This is a genomic window from Pseudonocardia phyllosphaerae (assembly GCF_046546475.1).
GTDB lineage: Bacteria > Actinomycetota > Actinomycetes > Mycobacteriales > Pseudonocardiaceae > Pseudonocardia > Pseudonocardia phyllosphaerae.
In genome coordinates this window covers 128,650-143,391 of record NZ_JBKGXS010000001.1, presented here as the reverse complement: position 1 = coordinate 143,391, position 14,742 = coordinate 128,650, and the positions used below count along the sequence as shown (strand labels likewise).

The window sequence follows — 14,742 nt, the reverse complement described above, 5'->3', positions numbered from 1 at the left end:
ATGTTCTGGTACGTGCGTACCAGAGAGTTTCCGTCCCCCCGGGACGCCAGGGGCACGGGGAAGATCAGCGCGCGCGGCGCGCGGTACCGATCAACGCGCGCGACGCGCGGTACCGATCAACGCGCGCGACGCGCGGTGCCGATTCAGCGCGCGCGACGCGCGAGACGCTCGGGCTCCAGGATCAGCACGCTCTTGCCCTCGAGCCGCAGCCAGCCACGGTGCGCGAAGTCGGCGAGCGCCTTGTTCACGGTCTCCCGGGAGGCGCCGACGAGCTGGGCGATCTCCTCCTGGGTGAGGTCGTGGGTGACCCGCAGCAGGCCGGACTCCTGGGAGCCGAACTGGCGCGCGAGCTGCAGCAGCGACTTCGCGACACGACCGGGCACGTCGGTGAAGATCAGGTCCGCGAGCATGTTGTTGGTGCGGCGCAGGCGGCGGGCCAGCACGCGCAGCAGCTGCTCGGCGATCTCCGGGCGCTTGCCGATCCACTCGCGCAGCGCGGCGCGGTCCATCGTGTAGCAGCGCACCTCGGTCACCGCGGTCGCCGACGACGTACGCGGGCCCGGGTCGAAGATCGACAGCTCGCCGAACATGTCGGAGGGCCCCGCCACCATCAGCAGGTTCTCCCGGCCGTCCGGGGACTTGCGGCCGAGCTTCACCTTGCCGCCGGCAACGATGTAGAGGCGGTCACCGGGCTCACCCTCGGAGAAGATGACCTGCCCACGCGAGAACTCGGTGGCCTCGAGCGCTTCGGTCAGCGCCTCCGCCGCCTGGGGTTCCACGCCCTGGAAGATCCCCGCCCGGATCAGAACCTCGTCCACTGCAATGCTCCTCGCTCACCGGCCGCTTCGGCCACGGCAGGTCGTCGGCGCGCCAGTGTAGAGGCCTTCACCACACACGTGCGCAGCACACGACCCGATCGGCTTCCGCCGATCGGGTCGTCATTGTCCGCCAGGGGCACCCGTAAGCACCCATGACGATCTTGTCAGGCAGACGGAACCTGGCTCCGTCGGGTACCCCGGCGCCGACGGTTCCGCAGGCGGAACAGCTCCAGCGCGCGACTGGTACCGGAGCGGAACAGCGCGCGCACCTCGTCCGGGCGGGGCTGTTCCAGCATCTCGTCCAGCTCGTCCTGCCGCACGGTGGACTCACGGAGCCGGGACTCCACACGCTCCATACCGAGCGCGAAGAACATCACCAGCAGCGGGACGAGGACGCTCAACCAGGCAGTCATGGCAGACCTGATCCTCTCGCACCCGTCCGCGTGCCGGGCGACCGGGGGTCGGCGCGCCACCGACCTGTGACCCGTTCGTGACCCCGGTCCGGTAATGATCATGCGGCAGTCGGCCGGGAGGCCCGTGGCACGCCGGGGCCGTCGCGTTCCCACCGGTGCCCATCCCGTCGGCGCCGATCCTGTCGGTGCCCATCCTGTCGGGGCCCACCCGTACGCTCGGTGACGTGAGCACCTCCGTCCGGCGGCCGTCCCGGCGCGCCGCGGCCGGGCTCGCCGCGCGGGTGCAGGCCGGGGAGTCCCCGATCGGGCGCGCGCGGCGGGTGAACCGGATCCTGCGCGCGCTGGCCGAGGCGTACCCGCACGTGTACTGCGAGCTGGACTTCACCACTCCGATCGACCTCGCCGTCGCGACGATCCTGTCCGCGCAGTGCACCGACGTGCGCGTCAACCAGGTCACCCCGGCGCTGTTCGCGCGCTACCCCACCGCCGCGGACTACGCCGCCGCCGACCGGACCGAGCTCGAGGAGATGATCCGGCCGACCGGCTTCTACCGGAACAAGGCGTCGTCGCTGATGGGGCTGGGGGCGGCCGTCGTCGAGAAGTACGGCGGGGAGCTGCCCGCGCGGCTCGAGGACCTGGTGAAGCTGCCCGGCATCGGCCGCAAGACCGCGAACGTCATCCTCGGCAACGCCTTCGACGTCCCCGGCATCACCGTCGACACCCACTTCGGCCGGCTCGTCCGCCGCTGGGGCTGGACGACCGAGGAGGACCCGGTCAAGGTCGAACACGCCGTCGGGGCGCTGGTCCCGCGGCGCGACTGGACGACCGTGTCGCACGAGGTGATCTTCCACGGGCGCCGGGTCTGCCACTCCCGCAAGCCCGCCTGCGGCGCGTGCACCCTGGCCGTGGACTGCCCGTCCTACGGGCTGGGGCCGACCGACCCGGCGGAGGCCGCCGCGCTGGTCAAGGGCCCGGAGCGCGACCACCTGCTCGAGCTCGCCGGTATCACCCCGGACGGCGCCACCACGGACGCCGCACGGTGAGCCGGACCGGCGCCCGCCGCTCCGAGATCGTCTCGACGGCCGTCGTGGCCGTGCTCGTCGCGATCGCGGTGTGGGCGCTGTGGCCTGCCTCCTCCGAGCAGTCAGGGCCCGCACCGGCCCGCTCCGGGAGCCCGCCTGCCGCGGCCGCCCCGGACTCCGACCCCGCCGCCGCGGACCCGGCCGCGCTCGCCGCCGCCCGGGACGCGGCCGCCCTCGCCCCCTGCCCGGGCCCCACCGGCGCCCCGGCGGCCGGGCCGCTGGCCGGGGTGACCGTTCCCTGCCTGGGGCACGACGGCACCGTCGACGTCGGGCGCGCCGTGGCCGGACGGCCGGTGCTGGTCAACGTGTGGGCGTCGTGGTGCGCTCCCTGCCGTGCCGAGCTGCCCGCGCTCGCCGCCTACGCCGCCCGCCCCGGCGCGGTCGAGGTCCTCACCGTCGACGTGCAGGACGACCCGGTCGCGGCGCTCACCCTGGCCCGTGACCTGGGAATCCGGCTGCCCGCCGTGGCCGACGCGGGCGGCGGGCTGCGCAGCGCGCTGCGGGTCCCACCGGCCCTTCCTGCCAGCTACGTCGTGCGCGCCGACGGGTCGGTCGCCCCGGTCCTCCCGCCGGTCCCGTTCCGCGACGCCGACGCCGTCGCCGCCGCGGTGGAGCGCCTGACGTGAACGTCCCCGACCCGGTGACCGTGCCGCACACCCTCGCCCCGCTGGTCGACGGCGTCCGCGACCTGGACCTGTCCTGGTTCCCGGCCCGCCGCGACCCGGGCGCACGCGCTGCCGAGGCCCGCCGGGCCGCGGTGCTGATGCTGTTCTCCGACGACGGCCCGGAGCCGACCGTCCTGCTCACCGAGCGGGCGCCGACCCTGCGCGCCCACGCCGGTCAGGTCGCCTTCCCCGGTGGCGCTCTCGACCCCGGCGACGACGGCCCGGTCGGTGCCGCACTGCGCGAGGCCCGGGAGGAGACCGGGCTGGACCCGGCGGGGGTGCGGCCGCTCGCCGTCCTGCCGGAGCTGTTCATTCCCCCGACCGGGTTCCTCGTGACCCCGGTGCTGGCCTGGTGGGCCGAGCCGTGCGCGGTCCGCGCCGTCGACACCGGGGAGACCGCCCGGGTGCTGCGGGTACCGATCTCGCAGCTCACCGACCCCGCGAACCGGTTCACCGTGCGGGGTCCGCGCGGGCACACCGGCCCGGCGTTCCGGACCTCGGGGCTGGTGATCTGGGGATTCACCGGGGGCATATTGTCCGCTCTGCTGCACCGGTCCGGCTGGGAGCGTCCGTGGGACGCCACCCGGGTCGAGGAGCTCGATCGGGCCTGGTCCCGGGCCCGGGACGGCGGCACCGACCGGACCGGCACCGTTGCCGGCGACCACGACACCGGCCCCCGGACCGACGGCGAGGAGAGCGCGTGACCGACCCGCACGACCGGATCGAGGTGCCGGTGTGGATCTGAGCTGGGTCGACGTCGTCGTCGTGCTCCTCGCTCTGCTGGCGGCCGCGTCCGGCTGGCGGCACGGGGTGGCGGTCGCGGTGCTGTCGTTCCTCGGCGTGCTCACCGGGGCGGTGCTCGGGCTGCGGCTCGCGCCGCTGCTGGCCGCGCAGGTGGAGTCGCAGCAGGCCAAGATCCTGCTCGGGATCGGCGCGGTCGTGCTGCTCGTCGCGCTCGGCGAGGCCACCGGTGTCTACCTCGGCCGGTTCGTCCGCGACCGGATCCGCGGCGAGCGCACGCTCAAGGTCGACTCCGCACTCGGTGCCGGGGTGCAGGCCGTCGCGGTCGTCGTCGCCGCGTGGCTGATCGCGCTGCCGCTGGCCTCGACGAACCTGACCGGACTGACCAGCGGGCTGCGGGACTCCCGCGTGCTGTCCTCGGTCGACGGCGTCATGCCCGACTCGGCGCGCCGGCTGCCCGCCGAGCTGCGCCAGATCCTCGACGACTCCGGCTTCCCGGACGTCGTCTCACCGTTCTCCCGGACCCCGGTCGCCGCGGTCGGGCCACCGGACTCCGCGCTCGCGCGCTCGCCGATCGTCTCCGAGGTCCAGGACCGGGTGCTGAAGATCCGCGGGCGGGCGCCGTCCTGCCGCCGCGCGCTGGAGGGCACCGGGTTCGTCGTCGCGCCGCAGAAGGTCATGACCAACGCGCACGTCGTCGCCGGTACCTCGAGCACCTCGGTCGAGGCGACCACGTCGAGCGGGCGTACCCGCATGCTCGACGCGACAGTCGTGTTCTACGACCCCGAGGTCGACGTCGCCGTGCTGGACGTGCCGGACCTGGACAAGGAGCCGCTGCCGTTCAGCCCGGACCCGGCCCGCGTCGGCGACGACACGATCATCCTCGGCTACCCGCTGGACGGGCCGTACACGATCACCCCGGGCAAGATCCGCGAGCGGATCCGTCTGCGTGGCCCGGACATCTACGAACAGGGCAGCGTCGTGCGCGACGTCTACACCGTGCGCGCCGTCGTCCGCTCGGGGAACTCCGGCGGCCCGATGATCACCCCGGACGGGAAGGTCGTCGGCGTGGTCTTCGGCGCGGCGCTCGACGACTCCGAGACCGGCTTCGTGCTCACCGCCGAGCAGGTCGCGCAGGCTCTGAACGCCGCCGCCTCGGGCGGCTCGCAGGCCGCCGACACCGGGGAGTGCGCGTCCTGACCGCCTGAGCACGGTTCTCAGCATCCGGGAGCGATTGGCCGGATGGTGAGAACGATGCTTAGCGTAGGTACATGACCTCCGCGCCCGACGTCACCCGGAGCCGCCGCCGCTGGCTGGTCCTCGGCGTCGGCGTGCTCGCCCAGACCGCGGCCTGCTCGTTCGTCTACGGCCTGCCGTTCCTGGTCCCGCTGCTGCGCGACCAGGGCGGGCTCTCGCTGGCCCGGGTCGGCACCTACGTCGGCGCGCCGACCACCGGCCTGCTGCTCACACTGATCGCCTGGGGTGCGGCCGCCGACCGGTCCGGCGAGCGACGGGTGATCGCCGCAGGGCTGGTGGCCTGTGCGGCCGCCGTGGGGCTCGCCGCGCTGTTCCCGGGACCCGCGACGCTGGTGTTCCTGCTGCTCGGCGGGGCCGGTGCCGCGTCGGTGTTCGCCGCCAGCGGCCGGATGGTGATGGGCTGGTTCTCCGTGCGCGAGCGCGGCACCGCGATGGGCATCCGGCAGACCGCGCAGCCGCTGGGTGTCGCGCTGGCCGGGCTGACGCTGCCTGCGCTGGGTGTCGCCGCCGGGCCGTGGACGGCGCTGCTGCTGCCCGCTGCGCTGTGCCTGGTCGCGGCCGTGCTGGTGCTGCTGCTGGCCCCGGACCCGCCCCGCAGGGAACGCCCGGCCGGCTCGGCGCCGGTGCGGTCGCCGTACCGGACACCGACGCTGTGGCGGGTGCACGCGGCGTCGGCGCTGCTGGTGGTGCCGCAGTTCGCGGTGTCGGCGTTCGGCACCGAGTACCTGGTCCGCCAGCAGCACTGGGCTCCCGCAGCGGCCGGCGCGTTCGTCGCCGCCGGTCAGGTCGCGGGCGCGTTCGGGCGGATCGGGTCCGGCTGGTGGTCCGACCGGGTCGGCTCGCGGTTGCGGCCGATGCGCCAGGTGGCGGTGGGCGCGACGGTGGTGCTGCTGCTGTTCGCGCTCGGCGACGCGGTGGCGCCCTGGCTGGCCGTGACGATGCTGGCGGTCGGCGCGGTGGTCACCGTCGCCGACAACGGGCTGGCCTTCACCAGCACCGCCGAGCTGGCCGGGGTGTCCTGGTCCGGGCGGGCCCTCGGCGTCCAGAACACCGGGCAGAACGCGATCGCCTCGGCGGTCCCGGTCGTGCTCGGCGCCCTGGTGGGCGCGACCGGCTACGGCCTGGGCTTCGCCGTGGCCGCGCTGGCTCCGCTCGTCGCGACGGCGGTGACGCCGGTGCGCGACGAGCCGGCCGCGCGGGCCGAGGCGGCGGCGAACCGCTGACCCCGGCCCGTGCGGGCTCAGCGGGTGATCGTCTGCTCGCGGCCCGGGCCGACGCCGATCGCGGACACCGGTGCACCGGTCAGCTCCTCGATCCGCTCCACGTAGGCGCGGGCGTTGGCGGGCAGGTCGGTCCAGCTGCGGGCCGAGGAGAGGTCCTCGATCCAGCCGGGCATCTCCTCGTACACCGGGACCGCGTGGTGGAAGCCGGTCTGGGTCATCGGCATCTCGTCGATGCGGTGGCCGTCGACCTCGTAGCCGACGCAGATCGGCACGGTCTCCAGCCCGGACAGCACGTCGAGCTTGGTCAGGAAGAAGTCGGTGATGCCGTTGACGCGGGCGGCGTAGCGCCCGATGACGGCGTCGAACCAGCCGCAGCGGCGGTCCCGGCCGGTGTTCACGCCGACCTCGCCGCCGGTCTTGCGGAGGAACTCGCCCATCTCGTCGTGCAGCTCGGTCGGGAACGGGCCGGACCCCACGCGCGTCGTGTAGGCCTTGAGGATCCCGATCACCCGGTCGATCCGGTTCGGCCCGATGCCCGAGCCGACGGCGGCGCCGCCCGCGGTCGGGTTCGAGCTGGTCACGAACGGGTAGGTGCCGTGGTCGACGTCGAGCAGGGTGCCCTGCGAGCCCTCCAGCAGCAGCGTCTCGCCGCGCTCGAGCGCCTGGTTGAGCAGCAGCCGGGTGTCGACGATCTTGTCGGCGAACTCCTTCGACTGCTCCAGCACGGTGTCGACGACCTCGTGGAAGTCGAGCGCGCGCCGGTTGTAGACCTTCACCAGGATCTGGTTCTTCAGCTCGAGGGCGGCCTCCACCTTCTGGTGCAGGATCTTCTCGTCGAGCAGGTCCGCGGCACGCACGCCGACCCGGGCGACCTTGTCCTGGTACGCCGGGCCGATCCCGCGGCCGGTGGTGCCGATCTTGGCCTTGCCGAGGTAGCGCTCGGTGACCCGGTCGATCGCCACGTGGTACGGCATGATCAGGTGCGAGTCGGCGGAGATCAGCAGGCCGGAGGTGTCGACGCCGCGCTTCTCCAGCCCGGCCTTCTCCTCGATCAGCGCCTCGGGGTTCACGACGACCCCGTTGCCGATCACGTTCTTCACGCCCGGCGAGAGGATGCCCGAGGGGATGAGCTTCAGCGCGAAGTCGCGCCCGTCCGGCGTGACGACGGTGTGCCCGGCGTTGTTGCCGCCCTGGTAGCGGACGACCCAGCCGAACTCGCCGCCCAGCAGGTCGGTCGCCTTGCCCTTGCCCTCGTCGCCCCACTGGGCGCCGATCAACACGATTGCGGGCATGTAAGAGACTCCAGTTCACACACGCACGTCACGGCCGCGGATCCGGGCGTGCCATCCGGTTCCGCGGCGGGGAGGGTACTCGATCCGTGGTCTCGACCGATCCCGAAGCGGTACTGCTGACCTGTTCACCGGCGGGTGAACGGCCGCGCGGCCGTCTTCGTGCCCACGGTATCCGGCCCGCTGCGCGCCGGGAACGCCCACCGTCGTTCCTGGTCGGCGATCCGGCGGTGCGCTCGGTCACGGCGGGCCCGCGACCGGGCAGGGACGTGGTGGATCCGCTGCTCGCCGAGTACCCGGGCGTCCGGCTCGTGGTGCACGGCGACGACGCCGACCTCGCCGCGGTGCTGGTCCGGCTGCTGCGCAAGGGGGCCCTGGCCACCGAGGTCGGCTATGTCCCCGCCGTCCGCCGCTCGGTCGTCGCCGCGGTCTGGGGGCTGCCGCGCTCGCCGCGGGCGGCGGCGACGCTGGCCCGGACCGGTACCGCGCAGCCCGCCCCGCTGATCCGCGACGACAACGGCGGCGTCCTGGCCGGGCGCGGTGAGCTGCTCGACGTGCACGGCGAGGCCTACTGCGACGCCGTGCGGGTGTTCGGCGGGCGGGTCCCGCGGCTGCGGGTCGACGCCGTCCCCGACGGGATCCGGGTGCACTCCGGGCGGGGCGTGACCGCGGCGACCGGGCGGGCGATCCAGCTCGGGACGACCGGCGCCCGACCGGTGCGCGACGGCGAGCCGTACCCGCGCGAGGTCACCCGGTGGGCCTGGTACCGGCACACCGAGCCATGGCATCCGGTGCTGCCCGGCTGAGCCCTGCACCGTCTCCGCAGCTCAGGCGGCGTCGCGCAGGGTGTCGTCGGGACGGCGGTGATAGGAGTCGACGTAGACCTGGCCGGAGAGGTCGGCGATCGCGTCCATGATCTCGTCGGTGACGGCGCGGCGGATCGCCGGTGCGTTCTCCAGGCCCTCGTAGCGGCTGAACTCCAGCGGCGCCCCGAACCGGATCTCGATCCGCGCCGGGCGCGGGAACCGGTGCCCGACCGGCTGGACGCGGTCGGTTCCGCGCAGCCCTACCGGGACGACGACGGCGCCGGTGGACAGCGCCAGGCTCGCCACCCCGGTGTGCCCGCGGTGCAGCTTGCCGTCCAGCGAGCGGGTGCCCTCGGGGTAGATCCCGAAGGCGCCGCCGTCGTCGAGGACGCCGCGGCCGGCGTCGAGCGCGGCGAGCCCGGCACGGGCGTTGCCGCGGTCGACCGGGACGTAGCCGAGCCCGCGCAGGAACGACGCGACCAGCCGTCCGCGCAGGCCGCGCCCGGTGAAGTACTCGGCCTTGCCCAGGAACGCGACCGGGCGCGGCGCGACCAGCGGGATGATCACGGTGTCGAACACGGCCCGGTGGTTGGCGGCGAGCACCACCGGCCCGCGCAGCGGGATGCGGTCGGCCCCGTGCACCCGGGGTCGCCAGACCAGCCGGACGAGCGGGGCCAGGACGTAGCGGATGAGCAGCTGCACGTGCGGATCCCCGATCGTGGTCGACGGCGGCGGCCGCACCACCCTGTGCAGGGGACGTATGGAGTCCCGGCGCCGGAGCGCGCCCGATTGTGCTCCGGCCCCTCTGCCCGGGGAACCCCTTCGGCGCCGGATGCGCCCGATCAGCCCAGGTCGGCGCCCTCGCCGGTGACCCGGGCACGGACCGCACCCCGGTCCGGGAGCGCCTGCGGGGAGGGCAGCTGCTCGCGCAGCGCGCGCAGCGCCTCGGAGTGGGTCATGCCGGTGGCCTGCAGCAGGTCCACCGCGATGGAGCGGATCTGCGCGACGAGCACCGGGACCGAGACCGCGGGGACCGGGTCCTCCCAGGTCGGGGCGGTCGGGGGCGCCGCGCGGGTGTCCTCGCCGCCGGCGGCCCACGACCCGGTCGACGGGGGCGCGGGCGCGGTCAGCGGGGCGGTGAGCACCTGCGCCCGGTGCACGGTCTCCAGCAGGACCGAGCGGGCCCGCTCGCGGTCGCCGTCCTTGCTGATCTCGGAGATCAGCGCGTTCACCGCCGACGCGATCTCGGTGAGGACCTCGGAGAGCTCGGGCGGCACGCTCTCCCCGTCCTCCAGCGCGGTGAGTGCGCGGCGGGCCAGCACGCGGGCGTTGCGGTGGGCGTAGTCGATGCGTTCGGCCAGGCCGCGGAAGCCGCGCAGCAGCCGTCGCCGGGGGCGGTGGAACGGGGAGACGGTGGCGACCTCGCCGGCCGACCCGACGGCCGCGCGGAGCTGGTCGATGCTCTTCTGCGTGTCCCGGGCACGGCGCAGCGCCCGGCGGGCGGCCTCGACGTCGTGCTCGCGCAGCGCGCCTGCCACCTCGGTGAGCACGGTGACCAGGTCGTCGAGGGCGCGCCGGGTCTCGCGGCGGGCGATCCGCAGCGGGTTCGCCGGGATGATCGCGGCGACCAGGATCCCGGCGAGGCCGCCGACCAGGGCGTCGACGCAGCGGTCGAGACCACCGGACTGCCCCGGCGGCAGCAGGGTGGTGACCAGCACCGCCGAGGACCCCGCCTGGTTGACGAACAGGCTGCCGCCGTCGGTGAACACCGCGATGCCCAGCGCCAGGGCGACGACGAGCATCAGCTGCCAGACGCCGCTGCCGATCTGGCTGATGATCAGATCGCCGACCAGGATCCCGAGACTCACCCCGATGACGAGCTCGGCGGCCCGGCGCAGCCGCGAGTTCAGCGACATGCCCAGGCTGATCACCGCGGCGATCGGCGCGAAGAACGGCCGCTGGTGGCCGATCAGGTCGGCCGCCACGTAGAGCGCCAGCCCGGCCGCGAAGGCGCACTGCAGCACCGGCAGCCAGGACCCCCGCAGCCGCCGGGCACCGAGCCGCAGCCGCGACCGGGCCCGGGACACCGGGGAACGCAGCGCGGACGGCACGACGGATCAGGCGATGCCGAGCGCGCCGAGCGCCTGCGGGTCGGAGTCGGTGATCAGCGTCCGCAGCCGCTCGACCTCCTCGGCCTCGCCGACGGCCTGCGCGGCGCGCAGCAGCGCGCCGCAGGAGCGCAGGAAGCCCTGGTTCGGCTCGTGCGACCACGGCACCGGGCCGAAGCCCTTCCAGCCGTTGCGGCGCAGCTGGTCCAGCCCGCGGTGGTAGCCGGTGCGGGCGTAGGCGTAGGCCGCGACGGGCTCGCCGGCGTCGAGGGCGTTCTCGGCGAGCACCGCCCACGCGATCGACGACGACGGGCTGCCCGCCGCCACCTCGGTCGGGCTCGTCCCCGCGGCCAGCTCGGCGGCCGCCGGGTCGGCGGGCAGGCGCGTGTCGTCGGGCTCGAGCAAGTTGCCGTGCAGACTCATGTGCCCATCATGGCGCCTCGGGCCCGCGGGGACACCGGCAGCCACACGCCGGTGTCACCCCGGACGGTCGTGCGTGTCGTCAGAGCGCCTTGCCGGCGGACTTCAGCGACTCGCAGGCCTCGACGATCCGGTCGGCCATCCCGACCTCGGCCTTCTTCAGGTACGCGCGCGGGTCGTAGAGCTTCTTGTTGCCGACCTCGCCGTCGATCTTCAGGACGCCCTCGTAGTTCTCGAACATGTGCCCGGCGATCGGGCGGGTGAACGCGTACTGGGTGTCGGTGTCGACGTTCATCTTCACGACGCCGTAGCCCAGCGCCTCGTGGATCTCCTCCAGCAGCGAGCCGGAGCCGCCGTGGAAGACCAGGTCGAACGGCTTGTCCGCGGCACCGGCGCCGATCTTCTCGCGGGCCACCTCCTGGCCCTGCTCGAGGATCTCCGGACGGAGCTTGACGTTGCCCGGCTTGTAGACGCCGTGCACGTTGCCGAACGTCGCGGCCAGCAGGTAGCGGCCCTTCTCGCCTGCGCCGAGGACCTCGACGGTGCGCTCGTAGTCGCCCGGGGCGGTGTAGAGCTTCTCGTTGATGTCGTTGTCGACGCCGTCCTCCTCGCCGCCGACGACGCCGATCTCGACCTCGAGGATGATCTTCGCCTTGCCCGCGGCCTCGAGCAGCTCGGCGGCGATGGCGAGGTTCTCCTCCAGCTCGATCGCGGAGCCGTCCCACATGTGCGACTGGAAGAGCGGGTTCCCGCCCTTCGCGACGCGGTCCCGGCTGATCTCGATCAGCGGCCGGACGAAGCCGTCGAGCTTGTCCTTGGGGCAGTGGTCGGTGTGCAGCGCGATGTTGACCGGGTACTGCTCGGCGACGACGTGCGCGAACTCGGCCAGCGCCACCGATCCGGTGACCATGTCCTTGACCCGGGTCCCGGACAGGAACTCCGCGCCGCCGGTGGAGATCTGCACGATGCCGTCGGACCCGGCCTCGGCGAACCCGCGCAGCGCGGCGTTGAGGGTCTCCGAGCTGGTCACGTTGATCGCCGGGTAGGCGAACTCGCCCGCCTTGGCGTTGTCCAGCATCTGGTTGTAGATCTCGGGCGTGGCGATCGGCACGATCGACTCCTCGTCGGCAGCAGCTGAGGTGACAGCATTGTTCAGGTACAGCGGCGGTGCGGCCCCCGCGCCCCGGTTCGGTCGGGGTGCGACGGGTCTCACCGCTGAGTATCACGCACCCGGAACGTCACGGGAGTCCTGCAGCGCATGGGACCGATCACGCTCCGGAACCCCGGACACGTCGGACGAACCGGCGTGTGGTCGCTAGGGTGTCCCCCGTGGCAGACGAGCGCGCCGAGAACGCCGTGGACCGCACACTGGGCCGGTTGCGCGCGATCGACAGCCGTCCGGACCGTGGCGGCACGGGTCCGTTCGCACCCCCCGAGGACACCTCGACGGCCGAACCGGGCACCCAGGAGGCCGGTGGCGCCGAGGCGGGAGACACCGCCGCCGACGGCACCGAGCAGCCGCTGACGCTGGCCGACCTGTACCGGGACCACCGGCTGCGGCTGGTCCGGCTGGCGATGCTGCTGGTCGACATCCCGGCCACCGCCGAGGACGTGGTGCAGGAAGCGTTCGCCGGGCTGCACCGGAACTGGACCGGGCTGCGCGACGAGGCGGCCGCCGTCGCCTACCTGCGCGCCGCGGTCGTCAACGGATCGCGGTCGGTGCTGCGCCGGCGGCGCACGGCGCGGGAGTACGTGCCGCCGCACTCGGCGAACGCCCGCTCCGCGGAGTCGCTGGCGATGCTCTCGGCCGAGCACCAGGCCGTCGTCGACGCGTTGTCGCACCTGCCCCCGCGCCAGCGCGAGGTGCTCGTGCTCCGCTACTACGGCGGCCTGAGCGAGTCCGAGATCGCCGAGGCCGCCGGGATGAGCCGCGGCACGGTGAAGTCGACGGCCAGCCGGGCGCTCGACGCCGTCGCACGGATCATGCAGGACCGCGGCGGCTCCGCCGAGGCCACCGGCGACGGGATCCCGATGCCCGGTGAGCTGCGGTGACCGGCGCGCACGGCCCCGTGCACGACGGAGCGGCCCGGTGGCTCGGGGAGGCGCTGCACGCGCACGCCCGCGGCACCGGATCGGCCCGGCAGGTCCCGTCGCCGCAGGGCCCGCCGATGCCGACGGCGGTCGCGTCGTCGCAGTTCCCGCCCTCGGGCCGGCCGGGACGCCCCCCGGGACCGCAGGGTCCCCAGCAGTCGGTCCCCCAGCCGTCGCTTCCGCAGTCCTCACAGGCCGGACGGCCGGTCGGGCCGGTCCGCCCCGGCGGGCCGCTGCCGCCGCCCGCGCCGCGTCCGGTGCCGCCACCGGTCGGCACGGGCGCCGCGGCAGCGACCCCGCCCGGGTCGCCGGTGCGCCAGATCGTGTGGGCCGTGCTGGTCGCGTTGCTGCTCGGCGCGCTGCTCGGCGGCGGGCTGGCGCTGGTGTCGGTCCTGCTGCCGGGCACCCTGCCGACCTTCGGCTGAGCCCCGGTCGTCCCCACCCGGGGTCGTGCCCGATCCGTCCCGGTTCCGGGGCGGGTGCTCAGTTGATCCACAGCTACGGCCGGTACCGTCGTCCGACGTGACGGTGCTCGCCGCGACGCAGACGCTCGCCCTCGGCCCCTCGTGGCTGGACCCGACGGTCATCATCGAGTCGCTCGGCCCGTGGGCCGTCGTCGGTGTGGCCGCGATCATCTTCGCCGAGTGCGGCCTGCTGCTGGGGTTCTTCCTGCCCGGTGACTCGCTGCTGTTCACAGCGGGGCTGTTCGTCGCCCAGGGCACGATCGGCATGCCGCTGTGGCTGGTCGCGGTGATCCTGACGGTCTCCGCCTTCGCCGGGAACGCCGTCGGGTACTTCATCGGCTACCGGGCCGGGCCGGCGATCTTCGACAAGCCGAAGTCGAAGCTGTTCAACCCCAAGCACGTGCAGAAGACCAGCGAGTTCTTCGAGAAGTACGGCAACCGGGCGATCGTCCTGGGCCGCTTCGTGCCGATCGTGCGGACGTTCATCACGGTCAGCGCGGGCGTCGCGCGGATGGACCCGAAGCGGTACCTGACGTACTCGCTGATCGGTGGCGTCGCCTGGGCCGCCGGGGTGACCGTGCTCGGCTACTTCCTCGGGCAGTTCGAGTTCGTCCGCAACCACATCGACCTGATCCTGGTCGCGGTCGTGCTGGTGTCGGTCATCCCGATCATCATCGAGGTGCTGCGGGCGCAGCTGGCCAAGAAGAAGGCCGCTCCCGCCGGGGGTGCCCCGTCCGCCGACACCGACCCGGCCGCCGTCACGACGCAGATGGCCGCCGTGCCCGGGCCGGGGCAGCCGGAGGTCGCGCCGGGGGCGCCCGCCGGTGCGCAGCACGGGCAGGCCGGGCAGCCGGGGCACGGTCCACAGCAGGGGGCCGCGCCGCAGGGCCACCCGCCACAGCAGGGTTTCTCCGGGCAGCAGGGTCTCTCGGGGCAGCAGGGTTTCTCGGGGCAGCAGCAGGGTCGGGCCGGGCAGCAGCAGGGCCACGGGGCGCCGGGTGGTGCGCCGCAGCAGGGCGCCCCGTACGCCGGTGCCCCGCAGCAGGGTTCCCCGCAGCCCGGGTCCGCGCCGCAGCACGGCTCGGCGCCGCAGCACGGGTCCGCACCGCAGGGTGCATCTCGCGGCGACCAGGCGTTCGGCCCGCACGGCGGCGACCCGGTGCACGGCGGCCCCGTCGAGCCGGGTCCGGGTGCGCCGCAGGGCGGTCCGGACGAGCAGCCGACCTACCGGCACCGGACCGGGCGGCCCGCCGTGCCGCGCCCCGACCAGCAGGACTGAGCAGCCGACCGGGCAGACCGTCCGGCTCCGTCCGCGACCGGCCCGGCCGTGATCACGGATCGGGAGGGATTCCGGCCACCGATGGC

16 protein-coding genes are annotated in these 14,742 nt (G+C 74.2%); 9 read left to right on the top strand and 7 right to left on the bottom strand.

Annotated elements, in window-relative coordinates; all coding sequences use genetic code 11:
* Positions 1 to 143 precede the first annotated feature (143 nt).
* Positions 144 to 818, bottom strand: a complete 675-nt coding sequence (locus ACLE50_RS00670) for a Crp/Fnr family transcriptional regulator (protein WP_410941353.1) — start codon at positions 816 to 818, stop codon at positions 144 to 146.
* A 164-nt stretch (positions 819 to 982) separates the two neighbouring features.
* A complete protein-coding gene (locus ACLE50_RS00665; RefSeq protein WP_344021712.1) occupies positions 983 to 1,231 on the bottom strand; it encodes a hypothetical protein in 249 nt (82 codons plus the stop codon).
* Positions 1,232 to 1,455: 224 nt separating this feature from the next.
* Between ACLE50_RS00665 and nth the strand changes: the two genes are divergently transcribed.
* From nth to ACLE50_RS00640, 5 genes are all read left to right on the top strand, one after another.
* A complete protein-coding gene (gene nth, locus ACLE50_RS00660; protein ID WP_410941352.1) occupies positions 1,456 to 2,274 on the top strand; it encodes an endonuclease III in 819 nt (272 codons plus the stop codon).
* On the top strand, positions 2,271 to 2,939 hold the full coding sequence (locus ACLE50_RS00655) for a TlpA family protein disulfide reductase (protein ID WP_410941351.1): 669 nt from the start codon (positions 2,271 to 2,273) through the stop codon (positions 2,937 to 2,939). The genes nth and ACLE50_RS00655 overlap by 4 nt, the downstream gene beginning before the upstream one ends.
* On the top strand, positions 2,936 to 3,682 hold the full coding sequence (locus ACLE50_RS00650) for an NUDIX hydrolase (protein ID WP_410941350.1): 747 nt from the start codon (positions 2,936 to 2,938) through the stop codon (positions 3,680 to 3,682). Before ACLE50_RS00655 ends, ACLE50_RS00650 begins: the two co-directional genes overlap by 4 nt.
* Before the next feature lie 37 nt (positions 3,683 to 3,719).
* Positions 3,720 to 4,919, top strand: coding sequence for a MarP family serine protease (locus ACLE50_RS00645; protein WP_410942224.1), 1,200 nt, complete (start codon positions 3,720 to 3,722; stop codon positions 4,917 to 4,919).
* Positions 4,920 to 4,990: 71 nt separating this feature from the next.
* Positions 4,991 to 6,199 (top strand): MFS transporter, encoded by a 1,209-nt coding sequence (locus ACLE50_RS00640; RefSeq protein WP_410941349.1) that lies wholly within the window; start codon positions 4,991 to 4,993, stop codon positions 6,197 to 6,199.
* A 17-nt stretch (positions 6,200 to 6,216) separates the two neighbouring features.
* Here the strand turns inward: ACLE50_RS00640 and ACLE50_RS00635 are convergent, their stop codons facing one another.
* The gene (locus ACLE50_RS00635; RefSeq protein WP_410941348.1) at positions 6,217 to 7,491 is read right to left on the bottom strand and encodes an adenylosuccinate synthase; all 1,275 of its coding nucleotides are present in this window, start codon (positions 7,489 to 7,491) and stop codon (positions 6,217 to 6,219) included.
* A 266-nt stretch (positions 7,492 to 7,757) separates the two neighbouring features.
* On the opposite strand from ACLE50_RS00635, the gene ACLE50_RS00630 reads away from it, so the two are divergent.
* Complete coding sequence (locus ACLE50_RS00630; protein ID WP_410941347.1) at positions 7,758 to 8,294, top strand: hypothetical protein; 537 nt, start codon at positions 7,758 to 7,760, stop codon at positions 8,292 to 8,294.
* A gap of 21 nt (positions 8,295 to 8,315) precedes the next feature.
* Here the strand turns inward: ACLE50_RS00630 and ACLE50_RS00625 are convergent, their stop codons facing one another.
* The 4 genes from ACLE50_RS00625 to fbaA form a co-directional block, all read right to left on the bottom strand.
* The gene (locus tag ACLE50_RS00625) at positions 8,316 to 8,996 is read right to left on the bottom strand and encodes a lysophospholipid acyltransferase family protein (protein WP_410941346.1); all 681 of its coding nucleotides are present in this window, start codon (positions 8,994 to 8,996) and stop codon (positions 8,316 to 8,318) included.
* Between the two features lie 140 nt (positions 8,997 to 9,136).
* Positions 9,137 to 10,405, bottom strand: a complete 1,269-nt coding sequence (locus ACLE50_RS00620; RefSeq protein WP_410941345.1) for an FUSC family protein — start codon at positions 10,403 to 10,405, stop codon at positions 9,137 to 9,139.
* 6 nt (positions 10,406 to 10,411) lie between these two features.
* A complete protein-coding gene (locus ACLE50_RS00615) occupies positions 10,412 to 10,825 on the bottom strand; it encodes a DUF3151 domain-containing protein (RefSeq protein ID WP_410941344.1) in 414 nt (137 codons plus the stop codon).
* Between the two features lie 79 nt (positions 10,826 to 10,904).
* Entirely contained in the window at positions 10,905 to 11,933 is a 1,029-nt protein-coding gene (fbaA, locus tag ACLE50_RS00610; protein WP_410941343.1) for a class II fructose-bisphosphate aldolase, read from the bottom strand.
* A 218-nt stretch (positions 11,934 to 12,151) separates the two neighbouring features.
* On the opposite strand from fbaA, the gene ACLE50_RS00605 reads away from it, so the two are divergent.
* From ACLE50_RS00605 to ACLE50_RS00595, 3 genes are all read left to right on the top strand, one after another.
* Entirely contained in the window at positions 12,152 to 12,874 is a 723-nt protein-coding gene (locus ACLE50_RS00605) for an RNA polymerase sigma factor (protein WP_410941342.1), read from the top strand.
* Positions 12,871 to 13,338: a hypothetical protein gene (locus ACLE50_RS00600; protein ID WP_410941341.1), complete on the top strand. Its 468-nt coding sequence runs from the start codon at positions 12,871 to 12,873 to the stop codon at positions 13,336 to 13,338. The genes ACLE50_RS00605 and ACLE50_RS00600 overlap by 4 nt, the downstream gene beginning before the upstream one ends.
* Before the next feature lie 97 nt (positions 13,339 to 13,435).
* Positions 13,436 to 14,656 (top strand): VTT domain-containing protein, encoded by a 1,221-nt coding sequence (locus ACLE50_RS00595; RefSeq protein ID WP_410941340.1) that lies wholly within the window; start codon positions 13,436 to 13,438, stop codon positions 14,654 to 14,656.
* The last annotated feature ends 86 nt before the right edge of the window (positions 14,657 to 14,742 follow it).

Coding starts and splice junctions, on each gene's coding strand:
- ACLE50_RS00665 (WP_344021712.1), bottom strand. CDS start 1,231: ATGACTGCCTGGTTGAGCGTCCTCGTCCCGCTGCTGGTGATGTTCTTC.
- ACLE50_RS00615 (WP_410941344.1), bottom strand. CDS start 10,825: ATGAGTCTGCACGGCAACTTGCTCGAGCCCGACGACACGCGCCTGCCC.
- ACLE50_RS00640 (WP_410941349.1), top strand. CDS start 4,991: ATGACCTCCGCGCCCGACGTCACCCGGAGCCGCCGCCGCTGGCTGGTC.
- ACLE50_RS00635 (WP_410941348.1), bottom strand. CDS start 7,491: ATGCCCGCAATCGTGTTGATCGGCGCCCAGTGGGGCGACGAGGGCAAG.